Below are 19715 nucleotides of genomic sequence, written 5' to 3'. Positions count from 1 at the left end.
CATAGAAGTTTGAGAGAGCTGAGGCCACCGGGAAAAGCAGGCGGCGGCGTTATGGCGAATACTCGCGCGGCCTATGTGCCTGAGCTGGCACGAGGTTGTTCAAACACCAGTAGCCCACCATTACTAACGCATACCAGGTGTAGAGCGATGCCCCCGAAAGCCCCCTGTGCGCTGCGAAAAATACCGCCGACTGAGTGCTGCGGCGTGGGCGGCTCAGACGGTTAGTTTCGTTTCTCTACCCAAGTCGTGTCGCCGGATGCGCGCAATGCCGAGGAATAACCAATTAGTCGCGCCGGCGATCGGCAACCGACTTCCTTTACGGCGTTGTTCCGGCGTCGCGGAGCGACGTGATCTCCCGATGCTCCCTCACCGGCCGATTTATCCAACGGGACCTTCATGGTCGGTTCGAAGCTTAACGCGCGCGCTGCGGCGCGGACCCAGCGCCGGATAGGCCCGCCCATGGTGAGCCTGTCCGGCGCCGGCTTGCGGGCTCACATCAGTTGCGCCCCTGAACCGCGATCGACACATACCGGTCCGGTTGCAGGCACGCGATCAGCATGCGAGCATCGCCATCCGGACAGTGCGTTCGCGGCTCGCTCGATCCCACGCCTTTCGCGTGAATGATGCTGCCGTCCAGTCCGTGAGCAACCAGATAGGCCCGCACGGTGTTGGCGCGGGCAAGCGACAACGGTCCGTTGATGGACTCAGGACCGAGCCTGTCGGTATGACCGACGATCGTGATTGCGCTCACCTGCTCATGCTTGCGGATGCGTTCGGCGATCTGGTCAAGTTGGGCCCTTGCGTCCGGCAGCATCGACTCGGGCGCCGACTTGTCGAACGGGAACAGCGCATCGGCTTGCACCGTGAAGTCCTCGATCGTGGTTGCTTCCTCCGCGACGGGGCCTGCTTCGGCCGGCGTGTTACTGCCAACGTCCTGGCCGCATCTGAACAGCAGAACGCGAGGGTCGTTCCGGTTGTCGTCAGCGGCGCGAACCCGATCGATCCTGTCGATCGGCTGCACCGCCTTGTCGCCGCAGATGCGTTGCGCCACCTTCATGCAGGTCGACGCGCTCTCGAGCAGCCCGTGGCACTCGGCCCGGTATGTCCTGACGCCGTTGCTAGCGTCGACCGAATAGGCGTTGAAGGTTGGGCCACTTCCTGCCGTGCATCCGGTCACGGCAAGCACAGCAGTACAGAAAAGGCTTGCGAAAAAGAGTCGGTTCATCAGGTGCTCCATAGACTGTATGTGGCGGAGAATGCAGGACGCGCCGCTGCGGCCCCGCTCTCACGACTTACCATTGCATTGCCGCGCCGACGCCGACCGTCGTGCCACCCGGGCTCATGCCCACGCCGGCTTTCATCTTCACGTTCTCCGTCAGGCGCGCCGTACCGCCGATCGCGACTGCCTGATAACCCCGGAAGCCCGCAGTGCCGATACCGAGCGACAGCGTCTTGTCCTTGTCCACTTCCGGAATCATCGTTAGCGCGGTCGCGGCAGCGATGCCCGAATACGCGTTGCGCGCGGTCGAATTGATTCCGTTCTGCAGTTCATTTACGCGGGCATCGGTGTATGCGTTCGCCTGGGAAAGCGTGGCGTTCAACTGTTCGACGTTGACCGCGTCGGTAGGCGCCGTGCCGGCTGCAACATTGATGACCTGCCGGTTCGATGCGGCAGAGCCGACCGCCACGACATTCGTGCGGCCGCCGTCGTTACTGTCCGCGCCGAGCGCCGTCGACCCGCTGCCCGTCGAGGTTGCGCCGGCTCCCACCGCGGTCGAGCCGGTGCCCGACGCCGTCGAGCCGTTACCCACGGCCGAGCTGTTATTGCCGGAAGCCACGGCCCCCTGCCCGCCCGCCGACGAATTCGATCCGGAGGGCGTGGGCGGCGTCGGCGTGCCGGGCGAGGACGAGAAACTGCCGCCGTTGTTGGTGGTCTGCTGGTTGATCAGCGTCGTCAACCGGCTTGCCACCGCGTCGAGCTGCGAGACATTCACCGCGTCCGTGCCGGCCTTGCCGGCGGCCAGGCCGGTGATCTGCCGATTGCCGATGTTGACCTCGCCCGCCGACGACTGCGGACTGCTCAACCCGTACGCGATGTAATTGCTCAACGCGCCGACCGTCGTTACCGACCCGGCGCCCAGCGCAACACTGTTCGCAAACGACGCGCTCGCGCCAGCGCCCACCGCGAGCCCATCGATCGCACTGCTACGCGAACCCGAGCCGATCGCGATGGCCCCGGCGCTGGCCGCGCTTGCATTCGCACCCTGCGCGATCGACTGCGCGCCACTCGCGATGGCGCCGCTGCCCACCGCAATCGCGTCCGCCTGCGCCGAATTCGCGGCCTGGCCGATCGCGACACCCCCTGGCGCAGTCGCGTCGACAATCGCGCCGTTGCCCACGCCCACGCCGTTGTCGCCGTTGACGACCGTCGTCGGCCCGACGGCGATCGACTCGGCGCCCACCGCCAGCGAGTCCGCCGCCGTCGAGTTCGCATGGAAGTACATCTGGCCGGTCACTGCAAACGACGACAGCGCGCCGGCTAGCTGCCGGATGGTGACCGCGTCGTGCTGCTGCGTGCCGTCGGCGACGTTCGTCAGCTGACGATACGTGTTGCCGCTCGCACTGCCGAACGACACCGCGCCGAGCAGAGTCTGGTCCGCCGTGTTGAACGGGATCGCGTGCGTGCCGTTGGCGATCGAGCCGACGCCTGAAAGCACCACGCGGTCCGACACCGAACCGGCGCCGATCGCGACACCGCCCGCCACCGATGCGCTCGACAGAGCGCCCAGCGCCACCGCGTTGTCAGCCTGTGCGGAAGCGCCATTGCCGCCGGCGAAGCTGCTCGCGCCGGACGCCGTTGCCGCCACGCCCGCCGCCAACGCATTGAGGCCGGTCGCGCCATCGTTGGTGTAGTTGGCGCCCTGGGTGCCGCCGTCGTTGACGCTGTAGTAGTGCTTCTCGTTGGCCGTCACTGTATTGGCCAGGCTATCGACTGCCTGATTGGTGGCGTACAGCTGCGAGCCGTTCACCGCATCGGTACTGTTCCCGTCGACACGGCCCGCCGCGACGTTGGTCAGCGTGCGCTCGTGACCCGCGCTGCCGACACTGACCGTGCTCGTGGGCGCCGTACCGGCGTACGTGTAGGCAGTGCCGTTGATGGTACTGCCCGGGGTCGCCACGGCGGCGGCGGTCGTCGAGCCGCTGCCGAGCGCCACGTCGTTCGCGTTGCTCGCCGTCGCACCCTGGCCCAGAGCAGTGCTGCCCGTGCCGGCAGCGACCGTCCCCACTCCCGCCGCCAGCGCGTTCGTGCCGGTCGCGCCGTCGTTGTTGTAGTTGCCGCCCTGAGTGCCGCCATCGTTGACACTGAAGTAATGCGTCCTGTCGGCGGCGACGGTCGTCGCCAGGTCGTCGATCGCCTGATTGCTCTGGTACAACTGCGAGCCGTTCACGGCATCCGTGCTCGTCGCGCTCACGCTACCCGCCGCCACATTCTGGATCTGGCGCTCCGCGCCTGCCACGCCCACGCTGACCACGCTGGTCGGCGTGGTGCCGGCGAAGCTGTAGACCCTACCGTTGATCGTCGTGCTCAGGGTCGGCGTTGCGGTGCCAGTTTGCGAACCGGCTCCCAGCGCGACACTGTTCGCCGAGGACGCGCTCGCGCCGGCACCCAGCGCCAGCCCATCGATTGCGCTGCTGCGTGCGCCCGAGCCGACCGCGATGGCCCCGGCGTTGGCCGCGCTTGCATTCGCACCCTGCGCGATCGACTGCGCGCCGCTCGCGATGGCGCCGCTGCCCACCGCAATCGCGTCCGCCTGCGCCGAATTTGCCGCCTGGCCGATCGCGACGCCACCAGGCGCCGTCGCGTCGACCGTCGCGCCGTTGCCCACGCCCACACCGTTGTCGCCGTTGACCACCGTCGTCGGCCCGACGGCGATCGACTCGGCGCCCACCGCCAGCGAATCCGCCGCCGTCGAGTTCGCATGGAAGTACATTTGGCCGGTCACTGCAAACGACGACAGCGCGCCGGCTAGTTGCCGGATGGTGACCGCGTCGTGCTGCTGCGTGCCGTCGGCGACGTTCGTCAGTTGGCGATACGTGTTGCCGCTTGCGCTGCCAAACGACACGGCACCGAGCAGGGTCTGGTCCGCCGTGTTGAACGGAATGGCGTGCGTGCCGTTGGCAATCGAGCCGACACCGGAGAGCACCGCACGATCCGACACCGAGCCGGAACCGATCGCGACCCCGCCAGCAACCGATGCGCTCGACAGAGCGCCCAGCGCCACCGCATTGTCGGCCAGCGCGGAAGCGCCATTGCCACCGGCGAAGCTGCTCGCGCCGGACGCCGTTGCCGCCACACCCGCCGCCAACGCATTGAGGCCGGTCGCGCCGTCGTTGTTGTAGTTGCCGCCCTGCGTGCCGCCGTCGTTGACGCTGTAGTAGTGCGTCTTGTCGGCGGCGACGGTCGTCCCCAGACTATCGATCGCCTGGTTGGTCTGGTATAGCTGGGAACCGTTCACTGCATCGGTACTGCTCGCGCTGAGACGACCCGCCGCCACGTTCTGGATCTGACGCTCCGCACCTGTCGCGCCCACGCTCACCACACTCGTCGGATTGGTGCCGGCAAAGCCGTAGACCGTACCGTTGATCGTCGTGCTCGTGGTGGGCGTTGCGGTGCCGGTTTGCGAACCGGAGCCCAGCGCGATGTCGCCCGCGTTGTTGGCAACCGCGTTCGGGCCGATCGCAACGCTATCGCTCCCCACCGCCTGGCTGTCCGGTGCCGTCGAGTTCGCGTGGAAGTACTTGATGCCCGGCGCAGTGCCGCCGCCGGTGACGGCGTCGACGAGATTCTGCACGGACGAATACGTGTTGCCGCCGTAGTTGAGGCTGGTGGTGAGCGCGCCGGTGGTGCTGTTATAAGTGGTGCCGCCGCCAAGGCTCGAGGCCATGGTGTTACCCAGGTTCGTCACTTTTGAACCCACCGCCGTGATCGCGGTATCCGCGGCGAACAGTTGTGAGCCGTTGACGGCATCGGTGCTCGTCCCGCTCACGCGGCCGGCCGCCACGTTGGTGATCTGGCGCGACGCGGTCGCCGTGCCCACGCTGACCACGCCGGCGGGTGTGCCGCCCGCGTAGGTGAATGCGGTCCCGTTGATGGTGTCGCCGGTTGTCGGCACGGCGGCGGAGGTTACCGACGCGCCCTGGCCCAGCGCTACGTTCGAGCCGGTCACCCCGCTGGCGATTGTCGCGCCCTGGCCGAGCACCGTCGAATTGGCCACGCCGTTGTCCGTCGCCTGATTGCCAACCACCAGAGAGGCCGCGCCCGTCGCCGATGCGCCGAATCCGCCGGCCGCCGCGTTCGCACCGGAGGAGACCGGTTGTGTCGACGTCACCGAGCTGTTCGAAACGAACGGGCCGACGGTGCCGGTCGTCAGGCTGTCGACTGCCTGGTTGGTCGCATACAGTTCGCTGCCGTTCACCGCATCCGTGCTGGTTGCGGTCACGCGACCCGCGGCCAGGTTGGTCAGCGTGCGTTCATTGCCCGCTGAGCCCACGCTCACCGTGCTGCCCGGCGTCGTGCCTTCCACCGCGTGCGTGACGCCGCCCACCGTCACGCTGGGCGTGCCAATCGCTGCGGCGGTGGTGCTGCCCGCGCCCAGCGCCACTGCGTTCGCATTGGTGGCCGACGCGCCGGCGCCCAGCGCAATCGCGCCGGCCTGATTTGCCACTGCGGTATCGCCGAGTGCCAGCGCGCTCGCGCCACTCGCGTTGCTCGCGTTACCGAGTGCGACCGCGCCCTGGCCGTTCGCGGTGTTGCCGTTGCCCTGCGCTATCGCGCCGTTGCCCGTCGCCGTGTTGTTCGCGCCGACCGCGGTCGCACCATTGCCGTTCGCGCTATTGGGATCGCCGATCGCGACGGCGCCATTTCCGCTGGCTGTCTGCGCCTGACCCAGCGCCACTGCACCCGTCCCGCTGAGCACCTGGGAGTTGTGTCCGCCGGCTATCGAACCGGCGCTGGCCGCGGCTGCCACCTTGTTGCTGTCGCCGATGGCCACGGTCGACGCTGCGAGGGCTTGCGACGTAAAGCCAACAGCTGTCGCGTTCCCATTGCTCGCAACCGTCTGGCTACCCAACGCGATGGCGCTGCTTCCTGACGCCGTTGCATTGGTACCCATCGCGATGGCATTTGCATTGGTGCCCGTTCCAGCCGAATCGCCTATCGCAATTGACGAGGACCCTGCCGAGCTCGCGCCAGAGCCAATCGCAACCGCGCGAATGCCCGAGGCCGCGGCGCCCCCCACCGCCGCTGGTGCGGATGAACCACCTTCCGCGATGGAATCGGACGCACCCAACGCTATCGCGTTTGCGCCGCTGGCGCTGGAGCCGGCCATCATGCCGAGCGCGTTCACGCCGGTGGCGGCGGACCCCGCTCCCAGCGCCACGGCATTCTGCGCCGAGGCGACCGCGACTGTGCCCGCAGCTAGCGAAGACGGGCCGGTGGACTTGACATCCGTGCCAACGGCAATGGCCCCCGCCGCCGTCGCGCCCGTGCCCGCGGTGGTACGCGCCCCTAGGTACACGGCGTTGAGGCCGCTGGCGATGGACTGAAAGCCAACGGCGACGGCATGCGTCCCGGAGCCGTTGGCGATATAACCCATCGCGACGGCTGCAGCCCCACTCCCCACCGCCTGGAAGCCCAACGCGGTGGCATAGTCTCCGGTCGAGGTCACGTCGGTGCCAATGGCAATGGACGACGTCCCGGTCGAACCAGTGCCCGCGGCAGTGCGCGCTCCCAGATAAATGGCATTGGCGCCGGTGGCACTTGCTCCCGCACCAACGGCTACACCGTTGGTTTGCGAACCTGTGGCACCGCTGCCCAGTGCGACCGCGCCCGACGCGGCAGCGTTAGAGTTCGCACCCAATGCAACGCCGTTGTTTCCTGTCGCCTTCGCCGACGCGCCGGCGGCGGTGGACAGGTTGCCACTGGAAACCGCGTCAACGCCAATACCAATGGCCGCCGATCCGCTAGCGGCGACATCCGTACCGATGCCAATCGCCGACTCTGCCGTCGCGCCGGTACCGGGAGCAGTCCGCGCGCCCAGGTAAATGGCGTTTGTAGCGGCGGCGATGGCTTGAAAGCCGAAGGCCAGGGCATTAAGTCCCGTACTGTTGGCGCCATAACCCACCGCAGTGGCTCCGCCTCCAGAGGCTGTGGACGTAAAACCCACGCACGTCGTGCTGCCGCTATAGAAGTTGTAGGGTGCCGCAGAGCAGCTCACCTGCGCCTGCGCCAGCGCGGTCCATCCGCCCAGGCCCATCAACAACAGTACGGCAACGACACGCGGATTGGAACCGCGCAGCGCCGAAGCACCCCATTCACCGAGCTCACCGCTGCGCCCTTCGCACACGGAGGCAGCCGCCCCCGACTTCCCCTTGCCGCGCGACGTGTCCAATTCCGACGCAGCTACAAAGGCGCCCAGCGCCTTGTTCCAGATAGTCCGATACGCCTTGTTCATGTCGTTTCCCCAATATATGTAATTGACAATGCGAAATTCGTAAGCATGAGTGCGTGCATACATCCAAATTATTAAGGATGCCTATTTATCTGCCTGAAACCTCTCGCTGCGGCGCGTATTGCTTCAGCGTTGGCTACAGCACGTCTCCTGCGCCCTCGATGGATGACGAATCCTTAGCGCGAGCGAACTCCTCCTCCTGACGAAGGAGTTCAGATGGCTAAGTGATCGATGAGGGGCGGCTGGATAACCTGTTTTTCAGCGACCTGACCGTTCAGACAGTCTGCGGGCCGCTGGGTTATGAAGGTCCGAAGGGGCACGGCATAAGGATGGTCATTGCGCGGCAGAGCGCCAATTGCCTACCTGAATGATGTTCTTCTTTCGCCGAGTCGGTGTCCGACTCTGTCCTGCCTGGAATACTCATAGTTACCGCCCCTCAGTAGCCTGTCGCACCGTTCCTCGGCGCATGACATGACAAACAGTCTTTTATGCCCGGCGGTACGCGCCGCTTCTCTTTCTGGCAACACCTTGAGCACTATGTGAGACGATAGCCGTCAAACTATTCGCGTCGAACGCGATTTCGCCGGCCATCAAATCATGTAATGGAAAGAAAGTTAAGTACTCGCGGGGACTTTCTCATAGCTATTTTCATTTGTCTACAGAAAGACTATGCAATGTCGGAGTATTGCGAAATTTAACGATTGGAGCACCCGTATACTGTTACTAATTTGCCTTTGAACTGTCACTCATCCGCCGCAGCATGAGTGTTTGTGTTGCGCCAGAGATAGCAGAAATGGGCTGCCGAGCCTCGCCGAGAACCTCATCGATGAGTGGGATTCAAGGATGGACAACAGGTCCGGATGTCTCGGATAGTCGAAAAGCCCGCCATAGCTTCCTTACAGTTTCTTAAGGAATTCCATTGATTTTTTATCGGCATTTCCCACAAAATCCGCCCCGCACGCCAATGATTTTTTCCGAAACCAATGCAAGGCGGATAACGGAGACTTTCTATTTTCGGTATCACGTAGGGAACGGCAATACATAACAGAGAGTCTGTCACTAGTTTGACCTCAATCGAAGTCACATCGGTTCAATAAGGGATATTCGAAATACAGCTTTCCCGGGCTACGACATAAGTGAACGGCCACACGGTGAAGCAGTAGAGCAGAAACACGACGCCAAACGTTCTGGCTCCGTCGAAGACCCGCGGCCAGGCCAGAACGTGAGAGGCCGTGCGATCTTGTGATCCCTGTATCTCCAGTCTGTACGGGCTCCGAAATGGGTATTGCTGGCGAGCTGTACTCTTCCTATGCGACTGCGGCTCTGAAACGGCAGGTTTCACGGTCGCGCAAAGTAGAAAGACACGCCGCGGTGGTTTGCCAGCACCCGCGGCTCTGTTTCAAAAGTTTCCATCTGAGTCAACGGAAGAGAGCGTTCTGACGATTCTTGCGTGCGCTATCCGGTTGGGGAACGAACCGTCGCGGAGACGTTCGCTCGTCACAGCCTTCTCAGGGCAGAGTTCACGAAAAAATCGGATAGCCGAACGCAGCTTGATCAATCGAGATTCAGTGGATGTCTTCCGTTGTTTAACCGGTTTGATCGCGCCGACCCAATCCGAAGTTCCATCAAACAACACGGAAACGGCACGTCGATGAGCTTATATTGTTGATGATCCTGACAGTTTGCCCCCGCGTTCCATTGGGAGCTGCTGCCGATCCAGTATTTCTGTTCGCCGAGCAGCCGAGCGCAAAAACGCTTACGTGGACGGCTGACGCGTTTCTCGCATAGGTGGTAGCGGGCTTTATGGAAGCGTTTTCTTTTCATGCCACTTCGCACTTTTATTAACATGCTCTTCCTCTGCAAAATTCCCAGGCGCTGCTGCGCCCGCTGCCGCAACACAAACGCGACGGCAGCGGATACACACAACTTACTTACCAGCGATAGCCGACGCCCGCGCCTGCACCCACGGAGCCATGACCCGAAACAGCGGTGGTGATCGAGCCCTTGACTAACCATTTTTGCGTCGCGACCGACAGGCCCACTGCCATGGCCGACTGACCGCCATAGTTGCCCCCGCCAAGCGCAACAACCTTTTCACCCGGAAGGACAGCTTGCGGCAAGTTCGCCATAGCGATTGCACTCGCGGTTCCCGCTGCTGCATCCTTGCGGTTTTGAGACATTTCGCTGCGCACCGAATTGATCGCGCCGTCAAGCTGACGCTTGTTCACAGCGTCAGTGGGAGCCGTACCGTCTGCAACGTTGGTAATCTGACGCTCAGCACCCGGCGCTCCGACCGAAACCGTGTTGTCCCGGTCTGCAACTGAATTTGCACCCAGGGCAACCGAATTGTTCGCGGTGACCTGGGAATTCGCGCCGATCGCAGTTCCGTTCGCGCCGGTGACGTTCGAACCATCGCCGATTGCGGTTCCATTCGAGGCCGTGACTTTGGAATTCGTGCCAATGGAGGTTGCGCGCGCAGCCGTGACAGTCGTGTTGGTGCCGATTGCCGTACCGTCCTGGCCCGAAACATTCGAGCCGTTACCGACGGCGGTTCCGTTCGGCACGGACACGACCGAATTTTTGCCAACTGCCGTACTTGTTGGATCGGTAACCGTGCCATTCGACCCGCTTGTCGAAATCGTGTTGACGGTCGCGGTAACCGTATCGACTTTGGTCGACAGAGCCGAGACTTGCGAAGCAATCGAGAAGAGTTGCGAGCCGTTCACCGCGTCCGTGCTGGTGGCGCTGATTTGCCCCGCGGCGACATTTTGCAGCTGATGTTCCTGACCGACCGCGCCGATACTCACGACGCCGGTCGGCGTCGCGCCTGCGAAGCCACCGAAGGTGACCCCGTTCAGCGTGACGCTACTCACGTTCGTTGCCGCACGTGTGACCGCGCCGGAACCGAGCGCCGTCGATTCTGCGGTCGAAGCTGCGGCTGCGTTACCGATCGCGATTGAATTTGCGCCTGTCGCCTGTGTGAGCGTGCCCAGCGCAATCGCGTTGGCCGATGCGGCATTCGCATTAAATCCAATCGCGACAGAAGTAATTGCTGATGCGGTTGAAGACTGACCAATTGCAATAGCCGATCCCCCGCTCGCCAAGCTTGAGTTGCCGAGCGCCGTCGCGCTGCCGCCGCTTGCCGTCGCTAAGGGACCAACTGCCGTGGCGCTGTTGGTGGTTGCGTTCGACCCGGCCCCTACCGCTACGGAATTCACATTAACTGCCGAGGCATTCTCACCAATAGCGATTGCGTTCTGGGCAGTTGCCTGTGCGCGGGAAACTGCAACGCTACCGATACCAGATGCAACGGAATCGACACCGACTGCTGTAGCGTCACCCGCGTTCGCGCTCGCCTGAAAGCCTAGGGCCGTACCGCCGGCGGCCGAACTGTTAGTGCCGACCGCCGTTGAAAACTCCGCAGTAGTGTGTGCCTGAGCACCAATCGCAGTCGAGTTAAGATTGGCCGCACTCGACGCACCACCGAAAGCCACGGCGTTATTTCCGCTTGCGACCGAATTAGCGCCAACTGCCGTGGCATTCTGGCCGCTTGCAGTTACCGTATCACCCAATGCAGTTGCGGCTCCGCCATTAGCGGTGACATTGATCCCGACCGCCGTATTCTGACTCGTATTGCTCGCGTCACCCGCTACAGCGGGAAACGTCCCGCCTGTACTCGCGGACGGAGCCGTAGCACCCCCTATCGTTGCAGTCGTCCCACCAACCTCGCCGCCGACGGCAAGGTTATCTGCATGTGCATATCCAGCCGAGAGCGTGAGCGCCGTGAGTACGGTGAGTGCAACTTTCGACCTCAGGGGACTACCGCCCTGGCCCATTTCCGCCTGCCCTGCTTCGCCCTGCACGCCGCGCTGCGTCTCCGCTGCCGCGACCAGCGCGCCAAGCCGGCGATTCCAAACCAACCTATATCGGCTCTTGTTCATTGCGTTCCGTTCTCGCTCGTCTGATGGTCAATAAAAGGATTCATATCTGGTCTCCGTCACGCTCTATCTGAGTCTTTAGCTTGCCCATGCCGTCTGGCTTTTCTCGGCGTACCGTTCGATGGCGGCGGTCGCTACAAGGCATCGACCGCCGCAGCCAAGCCACTGATACCCACGGCTACAAATGTTTGAATTGGAAACTTGGTGTAAGGGCGCGAGGAATTATGGGCAGCGTTACTGCCACAATCGTTTTGCCGGAGGGACGAAATGCTTTGCCGGAGGGAATATTCTTTTGATATCCGTGCGGAAACCGCTCGATTTAAATTGAATTAACAATCTGGTACGCTTCGCGGCTTTATGCTGGCGACCGATCCCCGCGAGCCTCAAGCTGCGCAATCAGCCGCCGTTAACCAGGAACGTTACCCGTCAGCTTCTTTCGCCTACACGATGCCGCCCCGAAACACTGCCCTCACGGATGCCCATCTTCTTGTGGTAGACGACCAGCCGGACCAGCTTCGATTGTTGATTGACGTATTGCGCAATGCTGGATGCCGGATCAGCGTCGGATTCGATGGGTCACAGGCGTATCAACGAGCACTGGCGATTTCACCCGACCTGATCCTGATGGACGTACGGATGCCGCGGATGGATGGATTCGCCGCCTGCCGGCTTCTTGCCGCGGACCCCCGCACCTCTGCGATTCCCGTCATATTTCTCACTGTGGCTGGGGACCTCCACGAGCGCCTCAACGGCCTGGAAATCGGCGGCGTGGACTACGTGCTCAAACCATTCGAGGCGGACGAGGTACTTGCACGGATTCGCGTTCACCTCGCCCGGACACGCGGCAATCGGTATACCGAAGATGAGGCATCCGCTCCTGACTTCACGGGCAACAGCATCATTGTTCGCGCGGCCATTCGACATTTGTCGCAGAGGCTGAACGACGCTCCAACGGTCGAACAACTCGCGCGCCTGGTGGGGACCAATGAAAAACGACTGTCGCGTGCGTTTAGGGACAACCTTGGCCGGACAGTATTCGAGTATCTCCGGGACGAGCGCCTGCGGATTGCACAAAAGCTGTTGAGTAGCACGTCATTGAGTATCGCCAGCATCGCCGAAGAAATTGGCTTTTCCAGTGCAGCAAATTTCGCCACGGCGTTTCGTGAGCGATTTGGCATGCCCCCCTCAACCTATCGGGAGGAATATCGCAGCCGGGACCTGGCTGATACCGCGGAACCCACCCTCGAGGCAGGGTAACGACATCATGACTACAGCTCGGTGGCGCCGCTTACTATTGTTATGTCTGAGCTGGTGGGCCACGCACTCTTTTGCCGTCGGTCTCGACGCCACTGGGAAACAGACACAACGGGTTCCCACCTTGGACCAGGTGCAGGTATTCGAAGACGTCTCGGGCAAGATGAAGCTGGACGATATCCTCACACTGTCCGCGGGAGCCACGCCAGGCTTCCGTCCCATGCAGCGGAGTCGATTGACACCAGGTTTCACCCGCTCGGCATGGTGGCTACGCGTGTCGGTGGGCAACGGTGGCTCAACAGCCCTTCCCCTCGTGCTCGTATTCCAGGACGCGCGCCTCCAGAAAGTGGACTTTTACACTGGGCACAGCGGCCACTGGACAGATGCCGGCATCGATCCCGCCCGCTCCGTGTCCCAGTCCTTTTCGTCACGGTATCGGTTGATGGATTTCACGCTCGCTCCCGGTGAACAGCGCCTTTTTCTCATCCGGGCAGCCAGCGATACCGCGCTCACGCTCGAACCGAAACTCTATTCCGCAGCGGCATACGACGCGCTGGAAAAACGCGCAGCGCTCTGGGACGGCGGATTGATTGGCGGCACGCTCGCACTGGCGTGGTGCGCGCTGCTCATCGCCTATTTTTCCCGCAGTGTCTCGTTTCTCGTACTGGCCGCGCTGTGTGCCATGACGGCGCTGTTCGAAGCTGCGGATCGCGGCTATACGAAGCTATATCTGTGGCCTTTCGCAACCGAGTGGAGTGCGAGAAGTGTGACGGTGCTCGGATGTACTGCCGTGCTGTTGTTCATTGTCTTTATCTTGCGCATCTCGCGCAGCGAAAAGGCAAACCTGCCTGCTCGCTACATACTCTCCGGGTTTGCGTTGCTGGAGTGCATCGCAGCGATAGGCGCCGTATTCGGCAATCTGTTCGTGTTCGCGCAAGTCGGCGTGTATGTCAATGCGCTGTTCGGTGTCTTCACGGTGATTATCGCTACACGGCTCGTGCGTCAGTCGACGCCCACCGCGCGGATCATGCTGCTCGTCATGATTTTCTCTCTCTTCAGCTTTGCGTTGCGCATGCTCGAAACGCTCGGCTCCTTGCCGACCGCTCTCGCATGGTTGAAGTCCGACGTTCGTCCGAACCCGATCGTTGCAATCATTGGGTTGGCCACCAACCTTATCGTGCTTGCAGCGTGGATAAACCACGTCGGAAAGCAGCGAATCGCGGCAAGAACCGAACTTGCAGACTGGCAAAGAACCGAACACGATCGACTTCGCGAACAGGTTGCGCAGCGCACATTAGAACTGAACGATGCATTGCTTTACGCTGAGGAGAAAAACCAGCAACTGATCGAAACTTTGGGTTATGTCAGTCATGACCTCCGTGCGCCGCTTGCTACGATCACGGGTTATGCCAGACAGTTGCGGGAACTGGCGGATTCGAAGCAGGTTAGACCGATCCAGGCAATCGAACGCAGCGTGAACTATCAACTCGGCCTGATCGACGAACTGGTCGGGTACGCGAAAACCGAGTTGCAGCCGTTGGACATCGCCCCGATCGCAACCAACCTGCCCGCACTTCTCGATGACATTGCCGAATACGCGCTCGCGCTCTGCGCGCAGCTGAACAACCAGTTCAACTATCAGGCACTGACGTCGTTGCCCCGTCGACTGACGATCGACGGCCGCCGGTTGCAACAGGTATTGCTCAATCTGCTGTCGAACGCATCCAAGTTCACCCGCGACGGCTTCGTCACCATGACGGTGAGCGCGCGCCTGCAGGACGATCAATGGCACATGGGTTTTGAGGTCGCCGACACCGGTATCGGCATCGACATCGAAGCACAGTCGAAACTCTTTACGGCTTTTCGCCAGATACAGGCTGTGAACGGTAGCACGGGCCTTGGCCTTATTATTGCGCAGCGCATTGTCAACACCATGGGCGGCGACTTGCGCGTGTCAAGTGCGCCGCATAGCGGCACCTCGTTTACCTTCGAACTCATCGTTCCATTTGCGGAAGATGAGGATGCATTGCCGTCGAACGTCGTAGAACATTCTTCCGGCGGTTCTGCTCCTATTCGTTCACAACGCAAACACGGGTTCGCCGTTGCCGTTCCTCCAGAGAGCGATCGCCGGGAACTGGCCGTTCTTGCGAAGGATGGACGCCTGACTGACATAGAGCGATGGATAGAAAACATGATCAACGCTCACCCCGCCTGCATCGCGTTTCTGACTGACATCCGGCATTGCCTCGAAGCGTTGGATTTCGCAGGCATCGAGGCTCTTGCTCTCGCACCGCACGAAACATACGACGCCTCGCGTGCCTGCTAACGTGGCTTGGCTGTTTTCAAGCTAATGCAACTTTCGGCCGATATCCTCCAAACACTCGTGCGCAACGCAACGAAGAGAGACACGCCACTGAAGCGTGCGACGCTCACCGGCGAAAAATGACGCGGCGGCCGGACGGCTGTCGCTCTTTGACAAACGGGCCGGCCGAGCAGGCTGCCAGGAAAACGGAGCTGCAGAAAATGGTGTGGACAACGGGCGCGAGGCAGCGTGCGATCACGGTCACAGTGAAGGGGATGTTTTGCGCAGCGGCCGCCGGCCATGCACACGCGCAGGTGACACAACCAGCGAACGATACACACGCGAAGGGCGTCGCGGTACAGGTCGACGGGAAATCCGCCGTCACGCTGCCGGAGGTAAAAGTGAACGACGTGGCGAACGCGGCGTCAGTCGGGCTCGTCGGCAAACGCACCGCGACCGGCACGAAGACCGACACACCGATCACCGAGGTTCCTCAAACGATCAACGTCGTCACTGCGCAGCAGATCGAAATGACCGGCGCGACCGACCTCAACCAGGCTCTGCGCTACGTACCAGGCTTCGCATCGTTTGGATCCGACAGCCGCACAGACCTGTATGCGGTGCTGCGCGGCTTTACTCCCACCTTGTTCATCGACGGATTGCAAGCGCCGAATACAACGCCCATCGCGAGTTGGCGCGTCGACCCGTACATGATCGACAGTATCACTGTGCTACGCGGGCCAACGTCGGCTCTGTATGGGGCAGGCGATCCGGGCGCGATCGTCGACGTGCAAACCAGGCGGGCCGACGGCGAGCGGGTGCGCGAGGTGGACGTGCAGGTCGGCAACTACGCGCGCAAGCAGATAATGTTCGACATCGGCGACAGACTCGACGCCGACGGTCAGTACGCGTATCGCTTCGTTGGCGACGCGCGCGACGGCAACGCGGTGACCGGACCGAATGCGGACCAGCGCGTCGCGCTTGCGCCGTCGTTTCGCTGGCGACCGAATTCTGGTACTTTGCTGACGCTCACGGCGACCTACCTGCAGGACTGGAATGATATTTCGCACAACTTCCTGCCCGCGCAGGGCACCGTATTGCCAAACCCGAATGGGCAGTTGTCGCATGACGTCTACACCGGAGAACCAACATTCAACGACTACCGAAAGAAGCAGTGGTCGGTCGGCTACCAGTTCTCGCACGACCTCAATTCCATCTGGACGTTAAGCCAGAACCTGCGCTGGATGCACCTGTCGCTCAGCGACGCGTCGGTCTTTGGCGGTGGCCTTGCCGAGGGCAGCACGACCGATATCACGCGTTACGCAGGGCTGTTTCAGCCCAACTACAGTCGCTTCGACATCGACAACAACGCGCAGGCACGTTTTGGTACTGGGCAGTTCGAGCATATTGTGCTGCTCGGCTTTCAGTACAACCGGCAGACGACGACCAACAGCGTGTGGCTCGCGCTGGCGCCTGAGCTAAACCTCTACAACCCGGTCTACACGCCGGTCACGACCGCGATCTTCTCGGGCCCCACGTCACTCGGCCGCCAGGACCAATACACAACGATGAACACGTTCGGCGTGTACGCGCAGGACCAGGTCAAATGGAACCGCTGGACCCTGACGCTCGGCGGCCGCGAGGACTGGGTCAACACGCGCCTGGACGACTACGAGGCCCGTACGCAGACGAAACAGGATGTCAGCGCGTTCTCGGGTCGCGTCGGCCTCACGTACCAGGGCGACTACGGGCTGTCACCGTACGTCAGCTATTCAACATCGTTCAATCCGGTCATTGGTGTGGAGATGTTCGGCGGAGGATTGCCCGAGCCGACGCGCGGCAGGCAGATCGAGGCGGGCCTGCGCTGGCAGCCGGCCCGCAAGAACCTGATGTTGAGCGCCGCCGTCTATCAGATCAACCAGACGAACGTCGTGACACCGGCACCGACGAACCTCGATCCGACAGGAACGTCTTCCGTGCAGACTGGAGAGGTGCGTTCGCGCGGCATCGAGCTGAGCGCGGTCGGAAACGTGACGCGCGAACTCTCCATTATCGCGTCGTACATCCATCAGGACGTGAAGAACGTAAAGGCAAACGACGCGTCGCTGAACAACTGGCCGGTCGATATTCCTCGCCCTCGCCAGATGGCGTCGCTGTGGACCGACTGGACATGGCATACAGGAGCGCTTGCCGGCTTCGGGATTGGTGGTGGTATCCGCTACCAGAGCGCGTCCGCGGGTGCGCCGGACAACTCGCTGACGGTCGCAAGCTATACGCTGTACGACGCGGCACTCCACTATCAGATGCGCAACTGGCGTTTCATACTGAACGCGGCAAACCTGTTCGACCGTCACTACATCAGCGGCTGCCAATCGTACTCGGTCTGCGCATTCGGCAACGAGCGAACCGTGCTAGCCAACGCGAAATACACCTGGTAATAAGACGTTCCCGATTTTGGGGTGGCTTCAGCGGACGTTCAAGGTGCTCGCACCCACCGGCGTCTTTGAGCTTCGCTGAGCCGAAAGCAACGACGTGCCGTGGCGGTGGTCGAAAGCTGTTCCAGACCGGCATTGGCGGCCGCTCACGTCAGGTTCAACCAGCATCCGCGAGCAGCAGCACGTCTTCACCGAACGGCTTCTGACAGCGCGGATGGCTCTTGTAGGCTTTGTCACGTTGCCAAGGTGGTCGCGTAGAGTCGGGGAATGAATAATTCCCGATCCGCGATTGCTCTATCACGGCCATCGCTTTCCGGCGGTGGTGATCAGTTGTGCCGTTCGTTGGTACTTTCGATTTCAGTTGAGCTTGCGCGACATTGAAGAGTTGCTGTTCGAGCGTGGCATCGTGGTGAGTTACGAATCCGTGCGCCGCTGGTGCGATAAATTTGGCACAGGGTTCGCGCATCGCGTCAAGGCAGCCCGGGGCAAACCGGGCAGTACCAGGCATCTCGATGAGTTGTTCGTGATGCTGCGCGGTGAACCTTATGTGCTGTGGCGAGCCGTAGACGAGCACGGCGCCGAACTCGATATCCTGCTGCAGAAGCGGCGCGACACGTCCGCAGCCGAACGATTCTTCAAGCGCGTGCTTCGTTCGTGCCCGACGCCGCGCAAGATTGTCACCAACCAGCTGCGCAGCTATCCGGCCGCGAAGTCCCGGATCCCGGAGCTGGCAAATGTCAAACACGTGTTCATCAAAGGCTGCAGCCCACGTGAACAATCGGGCCGAAAATAGCCGTCAGCCTACGCGTGAACGTGAGAGGCGCTTTCGCGGGTTTCGCGACCCCAAGCGCACCCAGGCGTTTCTCGCGAACTTCGGACCGATCCGGCAGCACTTCGCGCTCAAGCGACATTTGCTGCGCGCGTCTCTCTACCGCAAACAACTCACTCAACGTTTTGATGCGTGGCATCGTTTCACCGAGCTTACCCGAAATCCGTCCTGCCTCTAGGGAAAGCTCCGTCCATCCTTGGCGATCCCACAGGCAAGGGGTTCAAAGCACGTCGCCAGCGAGTCTGCGTTAACCGCGACGGCGATCTTCGTTCGTCCATTGGTATCTGGCTTGATTTGATGGAGGATGTCTGCTTCCATCAGCGTGAGAGCCTGGATGTGCCGAAGGACTGCTACGCCCGCAGGTGTCGGTATATTCCCATCGCGCACAAGCAACGACTACCGCAGCGGCGCATCTATAGCAGTCAGCAGGGCGTCTCACCGCGAGAACTTCAGGACTGCGAGAAAAACAATCGCCACAACGATGACGATCACGGCCGGTGCCGCAAACCTCAACGCGGACGATTCGCGCACCGCGTCGTCGCGCTCTGCCCGCCTCGAAAAACCTGCGAGCATGCCATGCAACGCCGACAGGAACACGACCAAAGGCAGCTTCGCGGTCAGCCACGCGGCGCCAAACCAGTGCCCCATCAGCGCGATCGTCGGGCCGGTAATCCACACCAGTGCCAGCGCTGGCGTCGTCACCCGGCGGTCCCAACGGCGCATCACCCGAAGAATCACGAGGTTGTTCGCCGCCGCACAAATCGAAAGGACAAGAAGCCCAGCGACAAATGTTATTACTGACGCAACATGCAGTGCCTTGATTGACAGATAAATCATCGAGCAGTCCGTTTGCGTGCGAGCCACGCCACATTCAGGAAGCCCCCGAAGGGGACGATCGCAGCAACGGTCAGCCGGACGACTTCCAAGCGCTGCCACGAGGTACGGCCGGTGTGAACTGCACGGTCGACGAAATAGACAGGCGATCATTCGGCGGAAGACGTCGCCCCACTGTCGACCTTCATGTGCGAAAGGCTCCGGCGCAGCACGGCCACATTTTTTGGCCCATTCATGATGCTGAACTGATGCTGCGCTTCGAGCCACAGCGGCGCCGCCCGCTCAAAAAGATTCGCGCCCTCGGCGGTGAGTTCGATGATACGGATGCGACCGTCCGTGGGAGACGGTCGCATCTTCACAAAACCATCGCGCTCCAGAAAACCGATCATCTTTCCCATCGCAGTCCGCTCGATGTCGAGCCGTTCGGCGAGAGCATTAACCGAGGCGCTCTGCTGTTCATTCAGGGTCGCCAGGATGAGAAACTGCGTGATGCGAAGGCCGGACGGCTGGAGATACGCGTCGTAAAGACGCGATATCTGACGGGCGGCCTTCCTCACCGTAAAGCAGTTGCATTGATCGACCCCGATGGGTTGGTCTTCCGGCAGCATCTCG

8 protein-coding genes and 1 pseudogene are annotated in these 19715 nt (G+C 61.8%); 4 read left to right on the top strand and 5 right to left on the bottom strand.

The features are described from left to right. Nucleotides 1-496: 496 nt before the first annotated feature. The 3 genes from PQR42_RS00655 to PQR42_RS00645 all read right to left on the bottom strand — a co-directional run bounded on the left by PQR42_RS00655 (nucleotide 497) and on the right by PQR42_RS00645 (nucleotide 11452). The gene (locus PQR42_RS00655; RefSeq protein WP_408209755.1) at nucleotides 497-1225 is read right to left on the bottom strand and encodes an OmpA family protein; all 729 of its coding nucleotides are present in this window, start codon (nucleotides 1223-1225) and stop codon (nucleotides 497-499) included. 67 nt (nucleotides 1226-1292) lie between these two features. Continuing rightward, on the bottom strand, nucleotides 1293-7514 hold the full coding sequence (locus PQR42_RS00650; protein WP_408384978.1) for an ESPR-type extended signal peptide-containing protein: 6222 nt from the start codon (nucleotides 7512-7514) through the stop codon (nucleotides 1293-1295). A gap of 1928 nt (nucleotides 7515-9442) precedes the next feature. After that, nucleotides 9443-11452, bottom strand: a complete 2010-nt coding sequence (locus tag PQR42_RS00645; RefSeq protein ID WP_408209761.1) for a YadA-like family protein — start codon at nucleotides 11450-11452, stop codon at nucleotides 9443-9445. A 444-nt stretch (nucleotides 11453-11896) separates the two neighbouring features. Between PQR42_RS00645 and PQR42_RS00640 the strand changes: the two genes are divergently transcribed. From PQR42_RS00640 to PQR42_RS00625, 4 genes and pseudogenes are all read left to right on the top strand, one after another. Continuing rightward, the gene (locus tag PQR42_RS00640; RefSeq protein WP_408493561.1) at nucleotides 11897-12706 is read left to right on the top strand and encodes a response regulator; all 810 of its coding nucleotides are present in this window, start codon (nucleotides 11897-11899) and stop codon (nucleotides 12704-12706) included. 130 nt (nucleotides 12707-12836) lie between these two features. After that, nucleotides 12837-15029, top strand: coding sequence for a sensor histidine kinase (locus tag PQR42_RS00635; protein ID WP_408493560.1), 2193 nt, complete (start codon nucleotides 12837-12839; stop codon nucleotides 15027-15029). A 197-nt stretch (nucleotides 15030-15226) separates the two neighbouring features. Then, nucleotides 15227-17443 (top strand): TonB-dependent siderophore receptor, encoded by a 2217-nt coding sequence (locus PQR42_RS00630; RefSeq protein ID WP_408384980.1) that lies wholly within the window; start codon nucleotides 15227-15229, stop codon nucleotides 17441-17443. Between the two features lie 271 nt (nucleotides 17444-17714). Continuing rightward, a pseudogene (locus PQR42_RS00625) lies at nucleotides 17715-18447 on the top strand (IS6 family transposase). Between the two features lie 257 nt (nucleotides 18448-18704). On the opposite strand, the gene PQR42_RS00620 reads toward PQR42_RS00625, so the two are convergent. Together PQR42_RS00620 and PQR42_RS00615 are read right to left on the bottom strand one after the other, a co-directional pair. After that, nucleotides 18705-19106 carry a CopD family protein gene (locus PQR42_RS00620; RefSeq protein ID WP_408384982.1) on the bottom strand — a complete coding sequence of 134 codons (402 nt, stop codon included), beginning with the start codon at nucleotides 19104-19106 and terminating at the stop codon, nucleotides 18705-18707. A 146-nt stretch (nucleotides 19107-19252) separates the two neighbouring features. Further along, the gene (locus PQR42_RS00615; protein WP_408384984.1) at nucleotides 19253-19711 is read right to left on the bottom strand and encodes a MarR family winged helix-turn-helix transcriptional regulator; all 459 of its coding nucleotides are present in this window, start codon (nucleotides 19709-19711) and stop codon (nucleotides 19253-19255) included. Nucleotides 19712-19715 lie beyond the last annotated feature (4 nt).

It is taken from the genome of Paraburkholderia sediminicola (genome assembly GCF_046027355.1).
Taxonomy (GTDB): domain Bacteria; phylum Pseudomonadota; class Gammaproteobacteria; order Burkholderiales; family Burkholderiaceae; genus Paraburkholderia; species Paraburkholderia sediminicola_B.
This window is presented reverse-complemented; position numbering and strand designations above follow the sequence as displayed.